Below are 19,757 nucleotides of genomic sequence, written 5' to 3' on the forward strand. Positions count from 1 at the left end.
CCGCTGATTAACCCGCATAAGGGCTAAACCGGTAGGGGGCGAACATGTTCGACCCGATTTAACCGATTGATTATGCGATAGGGCGCAGCATGCAGCGCCCTTACTACGAAACTTTGGAGCACTTTGCCAGTGGCCTTAGGGGGAAAATTTCCCTTAATCATCATTTCACCAGGCGGTGGAGCTCCGCGGCGCGAGTCAGTTATTTGCTGACGCGATCGTAGTAGACCATGTCGGCGTTCAGACCCTGCTGATAGCCTTTGACGTTATCGCGCAGCACCACTTCGGTTTTCGCCTGATCGATAAAGACATACGGCGAACTGCGTTGCAGTTCTTGCTGCATGGCAGTGTACAGCGCGCTGCGCTTGGCGGGATCGGCTTCGGCCACCGCCGCTAGCGTTTGCTGGTTCAACTGTGGGATCTGCCAGCCGTTGAGGCCTGCGACCGTGCTGGTCTTGCCGTCGTTATAGGCGAAGGCGCTGGCATTGGAGTGGGCGTCGAAATAGTCCGGGATCCACAGACGGATCGCCGCCTGATGCTGTCGGGCGCGTACCCGCGAATAAACCTGGCTGCCGGCGGCCGGCAACAGTTCCACCTTCACGCCGCCTTCGGCAAAGCTGGCCTGCAGCGCCTGAGCGATAGTAATAAACGGCGGTTTGTTCTCGACGTCCAGCGTCAGCGAGGCATTGGTGATACCGGCCTTGGCCAGAATGGCCTTGGCTTTGGCCGGATCGAAACTGAACGGATTGTCTTTCAGCGCGCCCGGCAAGCCGACCGGCAGGAAACTCTGGTGCACAAAATATTGGCCCTTCAACAGATCTTTAGTGATGCCCTGATAGTCGATCAGATAGCGCGCCGCTTCCCAGAACGCCGGGTTTTTCAACAGCGGATTGGCGGTATTGCCGGTGTTGAACACCAGGTAATTCTGCTCGGCAGAGGGGATTTCCAGCACCTTCACGCCCGGCTGATTTTTCAGCGCCACGGTTTGGTCCGGGCCCAGTTCGCGCGCCACATCTGCGTCACCTTGCTGGATCAACAGGCGGCGAGTGGCGGAGTCCGGCACGCTTTTAATGATGATGCTTTTCAGCAGTGGCTTGCTGCCCGGCGACGTCGGGTTGGCGTCCAGCACAATCGCCTGATGCGGTTGATAGACGCGCATTTTAAACGGCCCACTGCCGGCGGAGTGCATTTTCAGCCAGGCATTGCCGTAGTCGCCGTCTTTGGCGTTAGGCTGCACCGCCTTGCTGTCGACGATCGAGGCGATCGGCGTGGAGAGAATATTCAGCGCCACCGCAGGACTGACGTTCGCCGTCCAGCTCAGTTGCAGGCTGTGGTCGTCGATTTTTTTCAGCTGTGCGTCGATGTTGTCCGGCTGCCAGCCGAGAACGTTGAGGATAAACGCCGGTGACTTGTTCATCTTCACCGCGCGGCTAAAGGAAAAGATCACGTCATCGGCAGTCAGCGGGTTGCCGGAGGCGAAGGTCGCCTGCGGACGCAGTTTGATGGTCAGGGTTTTGGCCGCGGCGTCGCCCTGCCAGCTTTCCGCCAGCACCGGTTCCACTTTCGCCGGATCGTCGCGATCCGCCTGCACCAGCCGCTGATACAGGCTTGGGACGGTCTGGATACTCGACAGCTCGTTGGCTTCCGCCGGATCCAGGCTGACGATATCGTCGAGCGATTGCACGACCACCAGCGTATTGGGCGGGGTGGCGGCCAGCGCGGAGGAGGACAGGGCGGCAAGCATTAATAGCGGCAGGACTTTGGCTTTCATCGATGTTTTCCCTTGAATGTACGGCAAGAAATTATTGTTATCGTTTGTTTTCACGGCGTTTTCGCCGCCAGAATGCCACGGTAGAGTCTTTGTCGGCGGCTGACAAAGGCCAATCGGCTATTTGATATGCTTAAAATATATTAGACGGAAAAGGCGGGAGGGGGACGCAGCGTGCTGGATCACTGCGCCCCGGCAATGCAGATTAAAACGTTTCGCTCAGGGTGGCGACCATCACCGCCTTGATGGTGTGCAGGCGGTTCTCGGCCTGATCGAACACCACGCTGTGTGCAGATTCGAACACCTCATCGGTGACTTCCATGCCGCCGTGCAGCCCGTATTGTTCGGCCATTTGCTTACCGAGCGTGGTCTGGTCGTCGTGAAACGCCGGCAGGCAGTGCAGGAATTTGACGTTCGGGTTACCGGTCAGTTTCACCATCGCCATATTCACCTGATAAGGCTTCAGCAGCGCGATACGCTCCTGCCAGGTTTCTTTCGGCTCGCCCATCGATACCCACACGTCGGTATACAGAAAGTCCGCGTCCTTCACCCCTTCGGCAATGTCTTCGGTCAGGGTGATCTTGGCGCCGGTCAGTTTTGCCAATGCCTGGCACTCTGCCACCAACTCCGGCTGTGGCCAGCAGGCCTTCGGCGCCACCAGTCGCAGGTCCATGCCCGCCAGGGCGGCAGCTTCCAGCAGGGTGTTGCCCATGTTGTTGCGGGTGTCGCCAAGGTAGGCGAGCTTCACCTCGCTCAGCGGCTTGCCCGGTAGGTGCTCCTGTACGGTCAGCAGATCCGCCAGCAACTGGGTCGGATGGAACTCGTTGGTCAACCCGTTCCACACCGGTACGCCGGCATGGTTGGCCAGGGTTTCCACCAGCGCCTGACCATAACCGCGGTATTGAATACCGTCATACATCCGGCCCAGCACCCGGGCGGTGTCTTTCATCGACTCTTTATGGCCGATCTGGCTGCCGCTTGGGCCCAGATAGGTGACCTGAGCACCCTGATCGAAAGCGGCAACTTCGAAAGAGCATCGGGTACGGGTCGAGTCTTTTTCGAAGATGAGCGCAATGTTTTTGCCCTGCAGGTGGCGTTTTTCCTGGCCTTTCCGCTTGGCCTGCTTTAACTCGGCCGAAAGCTGCAGCAGCGCCTGAAGCTCCGCCGGGGTGAAATCCATTAACCTTAGGAAGTGACGTTTGTAGAACGGGTTTATGCTACTCATTGCCGTGTATCCTGATTGTTGTTATTGAATTAAAATTCACTTTATATGTATGAATATTCAATTTCAACCCCGTGGGAGAAATCTTTCACGTTTATCGTGGAAGCAATGCCGACGGTGTGTGAAAATAGAAGGAATACAGGCCATTTGACTTGAGGATATAGGCATGGCAAACCGCGAACAGCTAGAAGAACAACGTGAAGAGACCCGCCTGATCATCGAAGAACTGCTGGAAGACGGCAGCGATCCGGAAGCGCTCTACACTATCGAACACCACCTTTCTGCTGAGAAGTTTGAAGTGCTGGAGCAGGCCGCCGTTGAAGCCTTCAAGTTGGGCTACGAAGTGACCGACGCCGAAGAGCTGGAAGTGGAAGACGGTACCCTGGTGATGTGCTGTGACGTGATCAGCGAAATCGGTCTCAACGCCGAGCTGATCGACACTCAGGTAGAGCAGCTGGTGGCGTTGGCGGCACGTTGCGGCGTCAACTACGACGGTTGGGGCACCTACTTTGAAGATCCGAACGGCGAAGAAGGTGACGACGACGAAGAAGAAGGTGACTTCATCGACGAAGACGACGACGGTAAACGCCATTAATTAATCTTGTGGGCCGGCGCTCGCCGGCCCCGCCTATCCCGCCGTTTTTCAAGCCGCAGCGCTAGCTGTAACTTGAAATGCACAGGGCAGTTGAAGCAGATGAAATACCAATCCCTGTTAGCCCCCATTTTAAACTTCCTGCATTGCGAAACCCCAGACGCCTGGATCGACGCCGCCCGTCGTCCGGAAAACCTGCCGCTGTTGCTGACCGACCATATGGTGTGCGAGCTGAAAGCGGCGCAAACCGGCATGTGGCTAATCCGCCGTTACGTGGCAGACAAGGAGAGCGGCGATGCCTTGTTGGCGCTGCTAAGGCCTTATGAAGCGTTTCTGCATGAAGCGCAGGGCGTGCCGGAAGCCTTGTTTCAGCAAAACAATTTCACCCGCAAGATCTTGCCTAAGAACGGCTCGGCCTACGGCCAGGATCTGGCGGACAAGATGGTGTTGCTGATCAAAGAAGAGTTGCATCACTTCTCGCAGGTGCTGGAGATCATGCTGGCGCGGCAGATCCCGTATAAGAAGATCACCGCCAGCCGCTATGCCAAAGGCATGATCCGCGAGATCCGCACCCACGATCCGGCCACGCTGATTGATAAGCTGATTTGCGGTGCCTATATCGAAGCCCGCTCCTGCGAGCGCTTTGCCCGGTTGGCACCGCATCTGGACGACGAGTTAAACCGTTTCTACGTTTCGCTGCTGCGCTCCGAAGCGCGCCACTATCAGGATTACCTGCAGCTTGCCGAACAGATAGCCGGTGGCGACATCAGTGAGCGGGTGGCCCATTTCGGCCGCATTGAAGCAGAGCTTATCCAAACGCCGGACAGCGAGTTCCGCTTCCACAGCGGCGTGCCCGCCTTCGCCTGATAGTCGGGCGCCCGCGCAACTCAGTTACGCCGGTGCGCCCAGCAGCAAATCCACCGCTTTTTCCGCCAGCATAATGGTCGGCGCATTGGTATTGCCGCTGGTGACCTGCGGCATCACCGAGCAGTCGATCACCCGCAGTCGCTCAAAACCGTGCACCCGCAGTTGCAGATCGGTCACCGAGTCCTGCGGCGATTGGCCCATGCGGCAACTGCCTACCGGGTGATACACCGTCTTGCAGAAGTTGCGCACAAACTCCTCCAGCTGGGCGTCATCGTTCAACCACGCCGGCTGCGGCATCAGCAGATCTTTGATCAGCGGCTTGAGGGCCGCGGTTTGCAGGAAGCGCAGGCCGAATTTCACCGCGCGCACGCTGCCGGCCAGATCCTCCGGATGGCCGAGGTAATTGGCGTGCAGCTTCACCGGATCGCGCGGATCGCGGCTGCGTAGCAGGACTTCCCCTCGCGCCTTGGGCTGCAGATAACCGACCTTGAGCGTGAAACCGTGGATATTGGGCAGCGGTTCGCCGGGCACGTCGTCCCAGCTGTCGAGCATCGGCAGGAAGTGGATTTGCACGTCGGGCCGGCCGTCACCCTGGCTGTCGGTGAAGGCGGCACCTTCCAGTACGTTGGAGCTCAGCACGCCGCTGCGAAACGCCAGCCATTCGGTGCCGTGGCGTAGCGCCTGCAGCCCGCGATCGGCACCGTAGAGGCTGATCGGTTGCTGGGTGCTGACGTTGATCGACATATGCAGGTGATCGTGGAAGTTCTTGCCCACCGGCAGATCGGCGAGCGGGGTTATGCCCAACTGTTGCAGATGTTCGCGTGGCCCAATGCCTGACAGCATCAGGATCTTCGGCGATCCTACCGCGCCGGCGCTGAGGATCACTTCCTTTGCCGCATGCGCGGTGACTTCGGCACCGCCGTTTTGGCTATACACCACGCCGGTGGCGACGTTGTTGTCCAATACCACTCGGTGCACCAGCGCATTCAGTTTCACCACCAGGCGCTGTTCGTTACGCACCGATTTCAGGTAGGTGCGTGCAGTGCTGGCGCGCTCGCCGTTATGGGTGGTGGTCTGGTAGAAGCCGACGCCGTGCTGGCTGTCGCCGTTGAAATCGTTGCGGTAGGGCAGGTCCAGCTCCTGGCCCGCGCGGATAAACGCCATGCTGAGCGGGTGTCGGTAGCGGTTCTCGCTGACTGGCAGCAGGCCCTCACCGCCGTGATAGGCGTCGGACAGGCTCTCGTTGGCCTCGGCACGCTTGAAATAGGGCAGCACGTCCTGATAGCCCCAGCCGACGCAGCCGTAACGTTCGGCCCACTCGTCGTAATCTTGCCGCTGGCCACGAATATAGATCATGCCGTTGACCGAGCTGCTGCCGCCCAACACCTTGCCCTGGGCGATCTGCATGCGGCGGTTGTTGGCGTGCGGCTCGGGTTCGGTTTCGTAGGGCCAGCTTTTTTTGGCGATGATTTTCGCCACGCCGGCCGGCATCTTGATGAATAAATTATTGTCGTCGCCACCGGCTTCCAGCAGTAACACCCGTGCCTGAGTGCGGCGGATCAACTGCGCTGCCAGTACGCAGCCGGCGGAACCTGCGCCGACAATGATGTAATCAAAAGCGTTTTCCGACATGACTGCTCCCTGTGCGATTACGGCATGAGCCTGTCATGGCAGAGTATCGCAAGCGGGCGGTAGGTCAATTTCAAATCGTTAATTTGTTAATGAATATCACATAAATTGTTTTTAACTTTTATCAAATAATTGATTTTAATATATAAAAAATAAAATGTTCATATTAATATTTTTCGTGGTTTGCGCGACCGTGACGATACCGGAGCGAAAAATACGCGGTGATAAATATCCGGCGCATTGTTTCTAAACGGAATATTAAATATGAGATTTATCCGAGCGGGAAAGAGGATGTCAGCACAAAAATGCTGCTATATGATGAGCCACTCTGTGGTTGGATAAGATATTAAGAAATATGGACATTTCGATTAATAAATCTAATTATTTAAAAGGGATTGCCATCATATTGATGCTGATCCATCACCTGTTTGCCTACCCGATCCGAATTAGCCCGGATATCCCGGTCTATCATATTGTTAACAGCGTTGATCTTGAAATGTATCTTGGTCTGTTCGGCAAGATTTGCGTTTCGATGTTTCTGTTTCTGTCCGGTTACGGGTTTGCGCTGAAAAAAGAAGTGTCGTTTCACTATATCTGGGGAAAGCTGAAGAATTTATATATCAGCTATTGGATAGTGTTATTTATCTTTGTCCCTATCGGCATTTTCTTCTTTCCCGGAGAAAGGTATAGCCTTTCCCTGCCGCTGTTTCTCGAAAACCTGATTGGCATTAAATCCACGTATAACAGCGAGTGGTGGTTCTTCAAACTCTATGTGCTGTACGTGCTTTCTCTGCCGCTGTTGTCGCGGCTGAATATCTACCCTTTACTGGGGCTGCTGGTTCTGGCGGCGCTGTGCGGCAGAGGGCTGCAGTATTTCGCCTGGGCGCCTGAAATCTTGATCGAATATTGCACCTGGCTACTGCCTTTCGGCTTTGGCATGGTGTTTGGCCGCAGCAAGCAAATGCCGGCGGACTTCTGGCTGTCGAAGCTGATTGTTACCCTGAGCCGCACCCATCCGCTGATCTTGCTGATGGTGACGGTAGCGGTGTTTATCGTCGCCCATAATCCGGGGCTGCTGCTGGTGACGCCGCTGTTTATCATCGCGATGATGAAAACCGCAGACGGGCTGGGCAGCACGGTGAATCGGGTGGTGGGCGAGCTGGGCAAGCATTCGATGTACATGTGGCTGACCCACAGCTTCTACTGCTATTACTTTACCCAAAAGCTGATTTTTGCGCCGCGCTATACGCCGCTGATCCTGCTGCTGCTGATTGTGGTGTCCTACCTGACCAGCCTGGTGCTGAGCCGGATTGAGCTGGCGATCAAGGGCAGGGTAACGGCGTAGGGAGGCTGAATGTTGCGCCCGTGATGACCGCGGGCGCAGCAGCAAGATTAAAGCGTTTTCAGCATGGTGACTTCGCAGTCGACGTGGCCAGTGGTGCCCATGGCGTGGTCGATATGTTCGAAGCCCAGATGCTCGTACAGGCCGATGGCCTGCGTCAGGCTGGCGGTGGTTTCCAAATAACAACAGCGGAAGCCCTGTTGACGGGCAAACTCCAGTGCCTGCAGCGCCAGGCGTTTTGCCAGGCCCTGGCCGCGCAAAATCGGCAGGAAATACATTTTCTGTAATTCGCAAATATCGTCGTCACCGCCCTGCAGCGGGGCCACGCCGCCACCGCCGGCAATCCGGTCATCGACTTCTATCACCCAATAAGCGCTGCGTGGCAGGCTGTAGAGCTGATACAAGACGTCCAGATTGGGGTCGGAAACGGTATAGCCTTTGTCCGCCGTCAGGCCGTGCTCGGCAGAGACTTCGCGAATGACATTAGCAATAGCGGCATTGTCGTCAGCCGTTATTGGGCGCACCAGAAGACGTACTGGGGTTGCTGTTGTCATAGTTACACTCGCCATAAAAAGAACCCGAAGGGCTCCGGAATATCGTTTTTTGTGCAGACGAAAACGCGCCGGGGTTATATCTCGGCGGCGTCCATGCAGCTTTAATATCTTGTAATAACATCTATACCCTTCATCTTTCAAGCTGCAGATGTGTTGGCTGCGTTTTCTTACCCCAGTCACTTACTTATGTAAGCTCCTGGGGCTTCGCTCACTTGCCGCCTTCCTGCATCTCGAAATCTATTGGGTATTTATATGGCTGATGCAACGGCGATAAAAAAACAGCGGGGAAATCCCCGCTGTTTTTCAACTGTTGCAGTGAACCGAAAGATTACAGCGCGGCGATGGTCGCCTGCTGTTCCTGCAGCTTCACTTTACCTTCTTTGCAGGCTGCCAGACGTTCGCGCTCTTTGGCGACCACGGCTTCCGGCGCGCGCGCCACAAAGCCTTCGTTGGCCAGCTTGCCTTCGATCGAGGCGATTTCTGCATCCAGCTTGCCCATCTCTTTCGACAGACGCGCGATTTCGGCGTCTTTATCGATAAAGCCGGCCATAGGGATCAGCAGCTCGGCGCCGTCCACCAGTTTGGTGACCGATACCGGGCCTTTGTCACCCGCAGGCAGCAGGGCGATAGACTCCAGACGCGCCAGACGCTCGATAAAGCTCTGGTTCTCCTGCACGCGACGCTGAGCGTCGGCACTGCAGTTGCGCAGCAGCACTTCCAGCTGTTTGCTCGGAGCGATGTTCATCTCGGCGCGGATGTTACGCACCGCGGTGATCGCCTGCTTGATCCATTCCAGATCGTTCAGCGCCTGCGCGTCTTCCAACGCGGCGTCGTACTCTGGGAAGGGTTGCAGCATGATGGTGTCTGCGGTTTCGCCGGTCAGGGTTTTCACGCGCTGCCAGATGGTTTCGGTAATGAACGGGATCACCGGGTGCGCCAGGCGCAGCAGGGCTTCCAGCACGGTGATCAGCGTGTGGCGGGTACCGCGCTGTTCCGCTTCGCTGCCGTTGCTCACGACCGGCTTGGTCAGCTCCAGGTACCAGTCACAGAACTGGTTCCAGGTGAATTCGTACAGGATGTTGGCGGCCAGATCGAAGCGGTAGGTGTCCAGCGCTTCGCGGTATGCCTTCACCGTACGGTTGAATTCGGCCAGGATCCAGCGGTCCGCCAGCGACAGCACTTTCTCGCCGCCGTTGAAGCCGCAGTCCTGACCTTCCGCGTTCATCAGTACGAAGCGGCTGGCGTTCCACAGCTTGTTACAGAAGTTGCGGTAGCCTTCCAGGCGCTTCATGTCCCAGTTGATGTCACGGCCGGTAGAGGCCAGCGCCGCCAGGGTGAAGCGCAGGGCGTCGGTGCCGTGCGGCTCGATGCCGTTCGGGAACTGCTTCTCGGTGCGCTTGCGGATTTTCTCCGCCAGCTGCGGCTGCATCATGTTGCCGGTGCGTTTTTCCAGCAGGTCTTCCAGCGAGATGCCGTCAACCATGTCCAGCGGGTCGATCACGTTGCCTTTCGACTTGGACATCTTCTGCCCTTCGTCGTCGCGGATCAGACCGGTCATGTAGACCGTCTTGAACGGAACCTGCGGCTTGCCGTTTTCGTCCTTCATGAAGTGCATGGTCAGCATGATCATGCGCGCAATCCAGAAGAAGATGATGTCGAAGCCGCTGACCATCACACTGGTCGGGTGGAAGGTTTTCAGCGCGTCGGTCTGCTCTGGCCAGCCCAGGGTAGAGAAGGTCCACAGGCCGGAAGAGAACCAGGTGTCCAGCACGTCTTCGTCCTGAGTCAGCACCACGTCGGCGCCCAGGTTGTTTTCGCTGCGCACTTCTTCTTCGCTGCGGCCCACGTAGACTTTGCCGTTCACGTCGTACCAGGCCGGGATACGGTGACCCCACCACAGCTGACGAGAGATACACCAGTCCTGAATGTCGCGCATCCAGCTGAAGTACATGTTTTCGTACTGCTTCGGCACGAACTGAATTTCGCCTTGCTCAACCGCTTCCACCGCCACTTTCGCCAGCGGTGCGGTACGTACGTACCATTGGTCGGTCAGCATGGGTTCGATCACCACGCCGCCGCGGTCGCCGTAAGGCACCGTCAGGTCGTGCGGTTTGATCTCGTCGAGCAGGCCCAATCCGTCAAAGGCGGCAACCACCGCTTTACGCGCCGCGAAACGCTCCAGGCCACGGAACTGGGCCGGGATTTCGTTGCAGTAATCGGTGCAGATTTCGCCGAGGGTGTTGAACACTTCCGCTTCCTGACGGATATCGCCGTCGAAAGTCAGGATGTTGATCATCGGCAGGCCGTGACGTTTACCGACTTCGTAGTCGTTAAAGTCGTGCGCCGGGGTGATTTTCACGCAGCCGGTGCCTTTTTCCATATCGGCGTGCTCGTCACCGACGATGCGGATGCGGCGGCCCACCAGCGGCAGAATGATTTCTTTGCCGATCAAATCTTTGTAGCGCGGGTCTTCCGGGTTTACCGCCACGCCGGTATCACCGAGCACGGTTTCCGGACGGGTGGTGGCGACCACCAGGTAATCTTTGCCTTCGGCGGTTTTGGCGCCGTCAGCCAGCGGATAGCGCAGGTGCCACATGGAGCCTTTGGACTCGCGGTTTTCCACTTCCAGATCGGAGATGGCGGTGCGCAGTTTCGGATCCCAGTTCACCAGGCGTTTGCCGCGGTAGATCAGATCTTCTTTGTGCAGGCGGACAAACACTTCGCGTACCGCGTTGGACAGGCCTTCGTCCATGGTGAAGCGCTCGCGCTCCCAGTCCACGGAGTTGCCCAGGCGACGCATCTGGCGGGTGATGGTGCCGCCGGATTCCGCTTTCCACTGCCAGATTTTGTCGATGAACGCATCGCGGCCATAGTCATGGCGAGTTTTGTTTTCTTCTGCGGCGATCTTGCGCTCAACCACCATCTGGGTGGCGATACCGGCATGGTCGGTACCGGCCTGCCACAGGGTATTTTTACCCTGCATGCGCTGGTAACGGATCATGGTGTCCATGATGGTCTGCTGGAAAGCGTGACCCATGTGCAGGCTGCCGGTAACGTTCGGCGGCGGGATCATGATGCAGAAGCTTTCCTGGCTGGTATCACCGTTTGGCTTGAAGTAACCCTGGTTTTCCCAGTGATCGTACAGCTTCTGTTCGATCTCTTTCGGGTCGTATGCAGTATCGAGATGACTGTTTGTCTTTTCCATTTTATATCGTTGTTCAGTGAGTTGGCGGCGTTGCCGTGGTCAAATGGAAGCCGACGCTGCGATAGGCTTTATATCGGTCGCGCGCCAACTGTTTTAAGGTGTCTTCGTAAGGGACGAAGTCTACCACTTCATGGAAAGCAGTAGCAAAATCTGCAAACTGCGGCAGCAGGGCGATCAGCAGATCGCGCGGTGAGTTGCCGCGTTTGCCGGGCCAGCACAGCTCGACCGGGGCACCGTAGTGTGGCCCTTCGCCGGCCAGGTTGTGCGGCACGAACTGGTGCGGATCGCGCTGCCACAGCGCTTCGTCCAACCGCTGGGCCTGTTCCTGGCTTTCGCAGGCGATCAACACCCGCTTGCCGGAGCGCCAGCGTTCGGCGGCAACGGCGCAGGCCACGGCCTCATGCGCGCTGAGCGCACCTGCCGGTTCCGCATGTTCAATTAAATAGAACGTAGCCTGTTTCATATAACCCCTTCATCTTTCAAGCTGCAGCCGTGTTGGCTGCCCTCCCTCACCCCAGTCACTTACCCGTGTAAGCTCCTGGGGATTCTCTCGGTTGCCGCCTTGCTGCAACTCGAAAGCTATTGGGTTTATAAAATTGTGCAGCATTACTAAAAACACAAGGGTACAGCATGCTGTACCCTTGGGGATTATACCTGAATTACCGCTCAGATTTAATCGTCGCCGTTCAGCCCCGCGCGATTGAGCAGGAACTGCGCCAGCATCGCTACCGGACGGCCGGTTGCGCCTTTGGCCTTGCCGGAACGCCAGGCGGTGCCGGCGATATCCAGGTGCGCCCAGCTGTACTTGCGGGTAAAGCGCGACAGGAAGCAGGCTGCGGTGATAGCCCCGCCCGGACGGCCGCCAATGTTCGCCATATCGGCAAAATTGGAGTCCAACTGCTCATAGTACTCGTCGGACATCGGCAAGCGCCACGCGCGGTCACCGGCCTGTTCGGACGCGCCGATCAGTTCGTGTGCCAGCGGGTTGTGGTTCGACATCAGGCCGGTGATGTGGTGGCCCAGCGCAATCACGCAGGCGCCGGTCAGAGTGGCAACGTCAATCACCAGCTCCGGATCGAAACGCTCAACGTAGGTCAGGGTGTCGCACAGCACCAGGCGGCCTTCGGCATCGGTGTTCAACACCTCGACGGTCTGGCCGGACATGGTGGTCAGCACGTCACCCGGACGATAAGCGCTGCCGCCCGGCATGTTTTCACAGCCGGCCAGTACGCCGATCACGTTCAGCGGCAGGTTCAATTCCGCCACCACGCGCATCACGCCGTACACGGTGGCGGCGCCACACATGTCGTACTTCATCTCGTCCATGCTGTCGGCAGGTTTGATCGAGATACCGCCGGAGTCGAAGGTCAGCCCTTTACCCACCAGCACAATCGGCTTGGCGTCCGGGTTCGGGTTGCCTTTATATTCCATCACCGACATCAGCGATTCGTTCTGCGACCCTGCGCCAACCGCCAGATAGGCGTTCATCCCCAGCTCTTTCATCTGCTGTTCGCCGATGACGCGGGTGGTGATGTTGGTGCTGAAGGCATCCGCCAGTTGACGAGCCTGAGAGGCCAGGTAGCCGGCGTTACAGATGTTCGGCGGCATATTGCCGAGATCTTTCGCTGCCTTGATACCGGAAGAGACGGCCAGACCGTGCTGGATAGCGCGTTCACCGCTGGTGAGCTCACGGCGGGTCGGCACATTGAACACCATTTTGCGCAGCGGACGGCGCGGCTCCACTTTATTGCTTTTCAGCTGATCGAAGGTGTAGAGCGTTTCTTTTGCGGTTTCCACCGCCTGGCGCACCTTCCAGTAAGTGTTGCGGCCTTTCACGTGCAGCTCGGTCAGGAAGCAGACCGCTTCCATGGAGCCGGTATCGTTAAGGGTATTGATGGTTTTTTGAATCACCTGTTTGTACTGGCGTTCATCGAGCTCGCGCTCTTTGCCACAGCCAATCAACAGGATGCGTTCGGAGAGAATGTTAGGCACATGGTGCAGCAGTAACGTCTGCCCGACTTTACCTTCCAGTTCGCCACGGCGCAGCAAAGCGCTGATATAACCATCACTGATTTTGTCGAGTTGTTCTGCGATAGGGGACAAGCGGCGCGGTTCGAAAACGCCGACTACAATACAGGCACTGCGCTGTTTTTCCGGGCTACCGCTTTTTACACTGAACTCCATGCACTCTCCTGAATCTTAAAGACAAAGGCAGGCGCTACGGCTAGAATAACGTACTCCGTAACGATCTCCCGCCATTGAGTTAACTAACTATGTTAACCTGAACGGCGTAAATTGCTCTGTTTTGGCGACTATAAGTAAGTTCCTATAGGACACCCAAATGCTAGATGTTGTAATACTATTTTAGCTGTGTTGGTTGCCATATGATGAGAATAAATGGCGGATTAGCGATGAAACTATCGATTTTCCTGCAAAAAGACAAGTTTTCACAGGCGTAATAAGCGTGATCATCATAAGATATCTGGTACGGGAAACGCTAAAGAGCCAAATCGCGATCCTTTTCATCCTGCTTCTGATCTTCTTTTGTCAGAACCTGGTCAAGGTGTTAGGCGATGCGGTGGACGGCGATGTCCCGACAAATTTAGTCCTTTCATTGCTCGCATTGGGTGTGCCGAAGATGGCGCAGCTAATCCTGCCGTTAAGCCTGTTTCTCGGCTTATTGATGACGCTTGGGCGGCTGTATACCGACAGCGAAATCACCGTGATGCATGCCTGCGGGCTGGGTAAACGCACCCTGATTATCGCCGCGATGGTGCTGGCGCTGATCACCTCTGCCGTGGCGGCGGTCAACGTGTTCTGGGCCGGGCCCATGGCCTCGCGCTATCAGGACGTGGTAATCAGCGAAGCCAAAGCCAACCCCAGCATCGCCGGGTTGGCGGAAGGGCAGTTCAAACCTTCGCAAGACGGCAACGCGGTGCTGTTTATCGGCAACGTAAAAGGCAGCACCTTCAACGACGTGTTCCTGGCGCAACTGCGGCCGAACGGCAACCAACGCCCATCCGTGGTGGTGGCTGAGCATGGCCAGATCAACCAGATGAAAGACGGTTCGCAGGTGGTGACGCTGGACAAGGGCACCCGCTTCGAAGGCACCGCGCTGCTGCGTGACTTCCGCATTACCGATTTCAACGACTACAAAGCCGTGGTCGGTCACCGCACGGTCGCCGTGGACGGCAACCAGGCCGAGCAGATGTCGATGCAGACGCTGCTGGAGTCTGACGACCCGGACGCGCGCGCCGAGTTCCACTGGCGCCTGACGCTGGTGCTTTCCGTGGTGATCATGGCGCTGTTGGTGGTACCGCTCAGCGTGGTCAACCCACGCCAGGGCCGCGTGCTCAGCATGCTGCCGGCCATCCTGCTGTATTTGATTTTCTTCCTGCTGCAGACGTCGCTGCGTTCCAACGGCGGCAAGGGCAAACTGGACCCGATGATATGGCTTTGGGTGGTCAACGCGGCGTACTTTGCGATCGCGCTGGCGCTAAACCTGTGGGATACGGTGCCGATGCGTAAGCTGCGTGCACGCCTGAGAGGAGCGGCCTGATGTTTGGCGTTTTAGACCGATATATCGGTAAGACGATTTTCAACACCATCATCATGACGTTGTTCATGCTGGTGTCGCTTTCCGGCATCATCAAGTTCGTCGACCAGCTGCGTAAAGTGGGCCAGGGCGAGTACACGGCACTGAGCGCCGGGATGTTTACCCTGCTGAGTGTACCGAAAGACATCGAGATCTTCTTCCCGATGGCCGCGCTGCTGGGCGCACTGCTCGGGCTGGGGCAACTGGCGACGCGCAGTGAACTGGTGGTGATGCAGGCTTCCGGCTTTACCCGCATGCAGATCGCCGGCTCGGTGATGAAAACCGCTATCCCGCTGGTGCTGTTGACCATGGCGATTGGCGAGTGGGTGGCACCGCAGGGCGACCAGATGGCGCGCAACTACCGCGCGCAGCAGATGTACGGCGGCTCGCTGCTTTCCACCAAAAACGGCCTGTGGGCGAAGGACGGCAACGACTTCATCTACATCGAGCGCGTGGCGGGCGAGAAAGAGCTTTCCGGCGTCAATATCTACCACTTCAACGACCAGCGCAGGCTGGAGACGGTGCGCTATGCCGCCACCGCCAGCTTTGAAGACGGCGTGTGGAAGCTTTCGCAGGTGGATACCTCTGACCTGACCAATGAAAAGCAGGTGACCGGCACCCAGACGCTGACAGGCGAATGGAAAACCAACCTGACCCCGGACAAACTGGGCGTGGTGGCGCTGGACCCAACCTCGCTTTCGATCAGCGGCCTGCACAACTACGTGAAGTACCTGAAACAAAGCGGCCAGGAAGCCAACCGCTACCAGCTGAACATGTGGAGCAAAGTGTTCTCGCCGCTGTCCGTCGCGGTGATGATGCTGATGGCGCTGTCGTTCATCTTCGGGCCGCTGCGCAGCGTGCCGATGGGCGTGCGTGTGGTGACCGGTATCAGCTTCGGCTTCCTGTTCTACGTGCTGGACCAGATATTCGGCCCGCTGAGCCTGGTGTACAACATGCCGCCGGTACTGGGCGCGTTGCTGCCAAGCATGCTGTTCCTGTTGATCAGCGTGTATATGCTGCTAAAACGCAAGTAGCGGCACGACAGATGATTTAAAAAGGCGTAGCCATGCGGTTACGCCTTTTTTGTTTCTGGGAACTCTGCAGCGCGCTACTGCTGATACCGCTATGCACAGTGCCCATTATCATCGTCGATATCATCCGTAGGGGCGCTGCACGCTGCGCCCGTGCTGTTTGCCACAGTTATCCCCGATGATATGCGTAGAGGCGCCGCATGCCGTACCCGTGCCGTTTGCCACAGTTATCCCCGATATTATGCGTAGGGGCGCCGTATGCTGCGCCCGTGTTGTTTGCCACAGCTATCCCCGATGTTATCCGTAGGGGCGCTGCACGCCGCGTCCGTGCTGTTTGCCACAGTTATCCCCGATGATATGCGTAGAGGCGCCGCATGCCGCGCCAGTGCCGTATGCCACAGTTATCCCCGATCGACACGCCTTACTTCGCCCAAAAAACGAACCCAATGTGACCCCGGCGACGATTTTTTCAGCACTTAACTCATTGAACAACGGATAAGTGTTGCACGTAGATCGCTGAAAGGTATAATGCACCCGTTTTCCGCATACTACTTGCAGTGCCGAAGTGGCGAAATCGGTAGACGCAGTTGATTCAAAATCAACCGTAGAGATACGTGCCGGTTCGAGTCCGGCCTTCGGCACCATTAGTATGTTCGAGAACGTCCGTAACAGTCCGTAAGTTACTAAAATTAAAGCCGAAAGGCTTTTTTTTTGGTCTGAATCCGTCCGAGCACATCCGTTGCAATCCAGACCCCGCAGGGGGCATAATTGGGGGCATCCCCACTTCGATTAGAAATGTGCCCCCAAAATGAAGCTCAATGCCCGCCAGGTCGAGACCGCCAAGCCTAAAGAGAAAACTTACAAAATGGCTGATGGGGGCGGTTTGTACCTTGAAGTCACGGCAAAGGGATCCAAGTACTGGCGTATGAAGTACCGTCGACCTGCCGACAAAAAAGAAGACCGCTTGGCTTTTGGCGTGTGGCCGTCAATAACCCTTGCCGAAGCCCGCAGTAAACGAGATGAGGCCAAAAGGTTACTGGTGCAGGGGATAGACCCGAAAGCCGAACACAAGGAAACCCAGGCCGAAGCGGCGGGGGCATATACTTTTGAAACCATAGCCAGAGAATGGCATGCCAGCAATAAGCGTTGGAGTGAGGATCACCGTTCACGTGTGCTTCGCTATCTGGAACTGTATATTTTCCCGCGTATTGGCGCGGCTGATATTCGCGGTCTAAAAACCAGCCACCTCTTAACACCGATTAAAGCCGTTGATGCCACCGGTAAGCACGATGTTGCGCAGCGTCTCCAGCAGCGTGTTACGGCCATCATGCGCTATGCCGTCCAGAACGATTATATCGATTCGAATCCTGCCAGTGACATGGCTGGGGCTTTGGCAACGACCAAAGCCCGACACTATCCTGCATTGCCCCCACATCGTTTTCCTGAGTTTCTTTCTCGCCTTGCAGCTTATCGTGGTCGTCTGATGACCCGTATTGCTGTGGAGCTTTCCTTACTTACTTTTGTGCGTTCTAGCGAGCTACGCTTTGCTCGTTGGGATGAATTCGATTTTGATAGAGCTTGTTGGCGCATACCGGCGCAACGAGAAGAAATCAAAGGCGTACGCTATTCACACCGTGGTATGAAGATGAAAGAAGAACATCTTGTTCCACTCAGTCGCCAGGCATTGATCTTGCTGGAGAGATTGAAAGAGCTAAGTGGTGATAATGAGCGCCTTTTCCCAGGCGACCATGATCCCAAAAAAGTTATGAGCGAAAACACAGTGAATAACGCGCTGCGTGCAATGGGGTATGACACCAAAACGGAGGTGTGTGGGCATGGTTTCAGGACGATGGCTCGTGGTGCATTGGGGGAGTCTGGGTTGTGGAGTGACGATGCAATAGAGCGCCAATTAAGCCACTCTGAGCGCAATAATGTGCGTGCGGCGTATATCCATACCTCCGAGCATTTGGATGAACGTCGTCTGATGGTGCAATGGTGGGCTGATTATCTAGACGCGAATAAAGAAGCAAGCATTGGGCCCTATGATTTTGCCCGTGAAAAGGGATGATCCATTCACAATAACGCTTCGTCTTTAAGGGAGTGTCACCTCATGGCACTCCGTCTAATAACTCAAGAAATAGCACCGTAGTAAAATAAGCCCCCCCGATGGTTTTTCTTTGTAATACCCCCTGGCGCGCAATGCTACCCCCGCCTCGCCTGCCCGCTTTATGTGTCGCTTTTCATGCAGGTGCATTAAGGGGTGTAAACCGCGCCAGTACTGGTGCGGAAGGGGGCGCAACGTGCATTTTATTGCATGCAAAATCATGCACTCTATGCATGCACGCGTAATTTGACACAGGCTAGCCAGGAAAAAGGCTGTTTTGGGTGAGGGCTGGGGGCGCAGCATCACTATGGAAGTGAGCCTGGTTACCCCATCATGGCGATGTCGAGATTGGTCTTTTGTTCAGACTATAAAATCTATCTGCTGACTGCCCACCAGATATCGTTATCTATCCCGGATGAGTTTTCCTTTTGATAACCCTTCTAAAATGACTGAAAAATCCCCATTGTGATTTTAGTTCTTATATAAACTCTTCACTACTATTCACTTAAGTAAAAAGGTAATTAAATCAATAAATAAAATCGTGAATAGTATGTTTTAAACTCGTCACTCGGTGTTCACTGCTGTTCACCCGGCTAAAAAAGCCCTTTTCTCTGGCAAGCCTGTGGTTGTTCCTTTAGCCTGTTTTTACCTATTAATAAACTCTTATTCATTGCTGTTTCTTTTCTGTGGTGTTGCCAGCGATTGTCAATAATGGTCAATATTAACCAATGTTCCCATTCGATTGAAAAATAAGCACAAAAGCTCTGCCACCACACAACATCCCCTTGTTGCCAACCCCCAAAATATTCACATAATAGGGCGCTACCAGAGTTCACACAGTCCCGGCCAGAGCTGACCGGACACAAAGAGGTAGCACTACATGCTTTCAGTTTCCCGCCCCGTTAACGCCACACCTTCCCCTGTTGTGCACAGTGATTACACCCCACGCGAACGCTTTATTCGTCTGCCGGAAGTGCTTTACACCACCGGTCTGTCACGCTCTACCGTTTACGAGATGATGACCCGTAAGCAGTTTCCAGCCCAAATCTCGCTGGGTGGCAAAAATGTCGCCTGGCTGGCCTCCGAAGTGGAGCAGTGGATGGATGAACGCATTGCCAACCGTCATCAGGGGGCCACCGCATGATGCAGTTAACCCTGGGCCGACAGAGGTTTACCCTGAACGATAACGACGCGCTGTTTGTGGCCGAAGCTATCCTGCTGCAACGCCAGCACCCGGATATTGTCTTACCGGAACACCGCAGCACTAAACACGGTGTCATCCGTCTAACCAGCCGCCAGGCCACACCTCACCTGTTTTGCGCCGGGCCGGTGTCTCTGAGCGACGCAGCCGCCGACACCAATCACCACCTACAAACCGGTCGTTGATCACTATGCGATCGATTGAACGTCCGGGGGTGTCTTACGGCTTGCCCCCATGTCCGGCCCTGCGTTATAGTTTTCCCGCTGTCGCAAAATCGGCAGCCGGGCGTAGGAACCCGTGTTACTCAATGGCGACACAACACGCGCCTTGCGTGTTTTTTTATGTCGCGGCCTTAGCGCGCTCATTTTTTGCGCGATGGATGTTATGCTATCGCAGCAGTCAAACAATGGTGGCTCAGGCGGGGCAGCCTTCGGGCTGGCCGGTATCCATTGAGGCCGGTATTCCTACCCCCGTCTGGGCTACCACCCATAAGCGTAGGAACTTCGGTGGTAGCAATAACCATTACTCAATGGAGGCTGCCACCATGGCTACTATCCCCCCATGTCAGGGTAGTTGTCGCCTCCAACTGAAAAATCATCAGGGGGTTGGAGACGATATTTATGAAGACCTATTCACCCGAGCGTAAAGCG

15 protein-coding genes, 1 tRNA gene and 1 pseudogene are annotated in these 19,757 nt (G+C 56.1%); 10 read left to right on the forward strand and 7 right to left on the reverse strand.

The window, feature by feature from the left end; translation table 11 throughout:
• Positions 1 to 199: 199 nt before the first annotated feature.
• Together M2407_RS22935 and argF are read right to left on the reverse strand one after the other, a co-directional pair.
• Complete coding sequence (locus tag M2407_RS22935) at positions 200 to 1,768, reverse strand: ABC transporter substrate-binding protein (protein ID WP_259219997.1); 1,569 nt, start codon at positions 1,766 to 1,768, stop codon at positions 200 to 202.
• A 202-nt stretch (positions 1,769 to 1,970) separates the two neighbouring features.
• Positions 1,971 to 2,990, reverse strand: a complete 1,020-nt coding sequence (gene argF / locus M2407_RS22940) for an ornithine carbamoyltransferase (RefSeq protein ID WP_149573629.1) — start codon at positions 2,988 to 2,990, stop codon at positions 1,971 to 1,973.
• A gap of 163 nt (positions 2,991 to 3,153) precedes the next feature.
• On the opposite strand from argF, the gene rraB reads away from it, so the two are divergent.
• Together rraB and miaE are read left to right on the forward strand one after the other, a co-directional pair.
• The gene (rraB, locus tag M2407_RS22945) at positions 3,154 to 3,582 is read left to right on the forward strand and encodes a ribonuclease E inhibitor RraB (RefSeq protein WP_020825014.1); all 429 of its coding nucleotides are present in this window, start codon (positions 3,154 to 3,156) and stop codon (positions 3,580 to 3,582) included.
• 99 nt (positions 3,583 to 3,681) lie between these two features.
• Positions 3,682 to 4,446 (forward strand): tRNA isopentenyl-2-thiomethyl-A-37 hydroxylase MiaE, encoded by a 765-nt coding sequence (gene miaE, locus M2407_RS22950; RefSeq protein ID WP_044554017.1) that lies wholly within the window; start codon positions 3,682 to 3,684, stop codon positions 4,444 to 4,446.
• A 24-nt stretch (positions 4,447 to 4,470) separates the two neighbouring features.
• Here the strand turns inward: miaE and M2407_RS22955 are convergent, their stop codons facing one another.
• Entirely contained in the window at positions 4,471 to 6,078 is a 1,608-nt protein-coding gene (locus M2407_RS22955) for a GMC family oxidoreductase (protein WP_259219998.1), read from the reverse strand.
• A gap of 352 nt (positions 6,079 to 6,430) precedes the next feature.
• On the opposite strand from M2407_RS22955, the gene M2407_RS22960 reads away from it, so the two are divergent.
• Positions 6,431 to 7,420 (forward strand): acyltransferase, encoded by a 990-nt coding sequence (locus M2407_RS22960; RefSeq protein WP_259220000.1) that lies wholly within the window; start codon positions 6,431 to 6,433, stop codon positions 7,418 to 7,420.
• 47 nt (positions 7,421 to 7,467) lie between these two features.
• On the opposite strand, the gene M2407_RS22965 is transcribed toward M2407_RS22960, so the two are convergent.
• The 4 genes from M2407_RS22965 to pepA all read right to left on the reverse strand — a co-directional run bounded on the left by M2407_RS22965 (position 7,468) and on the right by pepA (position 13,360).
• Positions 7,468 to 7,971, reverse strand: a complete 504-nt coding sequence (locus tag M2407_RS22965; protein WP_201895796.1) for a GNAT family N-acetyltransferase — start codon at positions 7,969 to 7,971, stop codon at positions 7,468 to 7,470.
• A 328-nt stretch (positions 7,972 to 8,299) separates the two neighbouring features.
• Complete coding sequence (locus M2407_RS22970; RefSeq protein ID WP_201895795.1) at positions 8,300 to 11,176, reverse strand: valine--tRNA ligase; 2,877 nt, start codon at positions 11,174 to 11,176, stop codon at positions 8,300 to 8,302.
• A gap of 13 nt (positions 11,177 to 11,189) precedes the next feature.
• The gene (locus M2407_RS22975) at positions 11,190 to 11,639 is read right to left on the reverse strand and encodes a DNA polymerase III subunit chi (RefSeq protein ID WP_012005017.1); all 450 of its coding nucleotides are present in this window, start codon (positions 11,637 to 11,639) and stop codon (positions 11,190 to 11,192) included.
• A gap of 209 nt (positions 11,640 to 11,848) precedes the next feature.
• Positions 11,849 to 13,360: a leucyl aminopeptidase gene (gene pepA / locus M2407_RS22980; RefSeq protein WP_020825020.1), complete on the reverse strand. Its 1,512-nt coding sequence runs from the start codon at positions 13,358 to 13,360 to the stop codon at positions 11,849 to 11,851.
• 280 nt (positions 13,361 to 13,640) lie between these two features.
• On the opposite strand from pepA, the gene lptF reads away from it, so the two are divergent.
• The 7 genes and pseudogenes from lptF to M2407_RS23015 form a co-directional block, all read left to right on the forward strand.
• Positions 13,641 to 14,735: an LPS export ABC transporter permease LptF gene (gene lptF, locus M2407_RS22985; protein ID WP_020825021.1), complete on the forward strand. Its 1,095-nt coding sequence runs from the start codon at positions 13,641 to 13,643 to the stop codon at positions 14,733 to 14,735.
• Entirely contained in the window at positions 14,735 to 15,805 is a 1,071-nt protein-coding gene (lptG, locus tag M2407_RS22990) for an LPS export ABC transporter permease LptG (RefSeq protein ID WP_020825022.1), read from the forward strand. Before lptF ends, lptG begins: the two co-directional genes overlap by 1 nt.
• 556 nt (positions 15,806 to 16,361) lie before the next feature.
• Positions 16,362 to 16,446, forward strand: a tRNA-Leu gene (locus M2407_RS22995).
• 164 nt (positions 16,447 to 16,610) lie between these two features.
• Positions 16,611 to 17,870 carry a phage integrase central domain-containing protein gene (locus tag M2407_RS23000; protein ID WP_112363048.1) on the forward strand — a complete coding sequence of 420 codons (1,260 nt, stop codon included), beginning with the start codon at positions 16,611 to 16,613 and terminating at the stop codon, positions 17,868 to 17,870.
• A gap of 916 nt (positions 17,871 to 18,786) precedes the next feature.
• A complete protein-coding gene (locus M2407_RS23005; protein WP_259220001.1) occupies positions 18,787 to 19,050 on the forward strand; it encodes an AlpA family transcriptional regulator in 264 nt (87 codons plus the stop codon).
• On the forward strand, positions 19,047 to 19,292 hold the full coding sequence (locus M2407_RS23010; RefSeq protein WP_259220002.1) for a hypothetical protein: 246 nt from the start codon (positions 19,047 to 19,049) through the stop codon (positions 19,290 to 19,292). Before M2407_RS23005 ends, M2407_RS23010 begins: the two co-directional genes overlap by 4 nt.
• 5 nt (positions 19,293 to 19,297) lie before the next feature.
• Positions 19,298 to 19,663 (forward strand): annotated as a pseudogene (locus M2407_RS23015) (ash family protein); the annotation flags it as partial.
• Positions 19,664 to 19,757: the final 94 nt, after the last annotated feature.

Origin of the sequence: Serratia sp. BIGb0234, assembly GCF_024809915.1 — a bacterium.
In the GTDB taxonomy this organism is placed as follows: Bacteria; Pseudomonadota; Gammaproteobacteria; order Enterobacterales; family Enterobacteriaceae; genus Serratia; species Serratia liquefaciens.

Excerpts from the sequence above, each read along its gene's own strand:
- M2407_RS22935 (WP_259219997.1), bottom strand. The coding sequence starts at position 1,768 with ATGAAAGCCAAAGTCCTGCCGCTATTAATGCTTGCCGCCCTGTCCTCC.
- argF (WP_149573629.1), bottom strand. The coding sequence starts at position 2,990 with ATGAGTAGCATAAACCCGTTCTACAAACGTCACTTCCTAAGGTTAATG.
- rraB (WP_020825014.1), top strand. The coding sequence starts at position 3,154 with ATGGCAAACCGCGAACAGCTAGAAGAACAACGTGAAGAGACCCGCCTG.
- miaE (WP_044554017.1), top strand. The coding sequence starts at position 3,682 with ATGAAATACCAATCCCTGTTAGCCCCCATTTTAAACTTCCTGCATTGC.
- M2407_RS22955 (WP_259219998.1), bottom strand. The coding sequence starts at position 6,078 with ATGTCGGAAAACGCTTTTGATTACATCATTGTCGGCGCAGGTTCCGCC.
- M2407_RS22960 (WP_259220000.1), top strand. The coding sequence starts at position 6,431 with ATGGACATTTCGATTAATAAATCTAATTATTTAAAAGGGATTGCCATC.
- M2407_RS22965 (WP_201895796.1), bottom strand. The coding sequence starts at position 7,971 with ATGACAACAGCAACCCCAGTACGTCTTCTGGTGCGCCCAATAACGGCT.
- M2407_RS22970 (WP_201895795.1), bottom strand. The coding sequence starts at position 11,176 with ATGGAAAAGACAAACAGTCATCTCGATACTGCATACGACCCGAAAGAG.
- M2407_RS22975 (WP_012005017.1), bottom strand. The coding sequence starts at position 11,639 with ATGAAACAGGCTACGTTCTATTTAATTGAACATGCGGAACCGGCAGGT.
- pepA (WP_020825020.1), bottom strand. The coding sequence starts at position 13,360 with ATGGAGTTCAGTGTAAAAAGCGGTAGCCCGGAAAAACAGCGCAGTGCC.
- lptG (WP_020825022.1), top strand. The coding sequence starts at position 14,735 with ATGTTTGGCGTTTTAGACCGATATATCGGTAAGACGATTTTCAACACC.
- M2407_RS23000 (WP_112363048.1), top strand. The coding sequence starts at position 16,611 with ATGAAGCTCAATGCCCGCCAGGTCGAGACCGCCAAGCCTAAAGAGAAA.
- M2407_RS23005 (WP_259220001.1), top strand. The coding sequence starts at position 18,787 with ATGCTTTCAGTTTCCCGCCCCGTTAACGCCACACCTTCCCCTGTTGTG.
- M2407_RS23010 (WP_259220002.1), top strand. The coding sequence starts at position 19,047 with ATGATGCAGTTAACCCTGGGCCGACAGAGGTTTACCCTGAACGATAAC.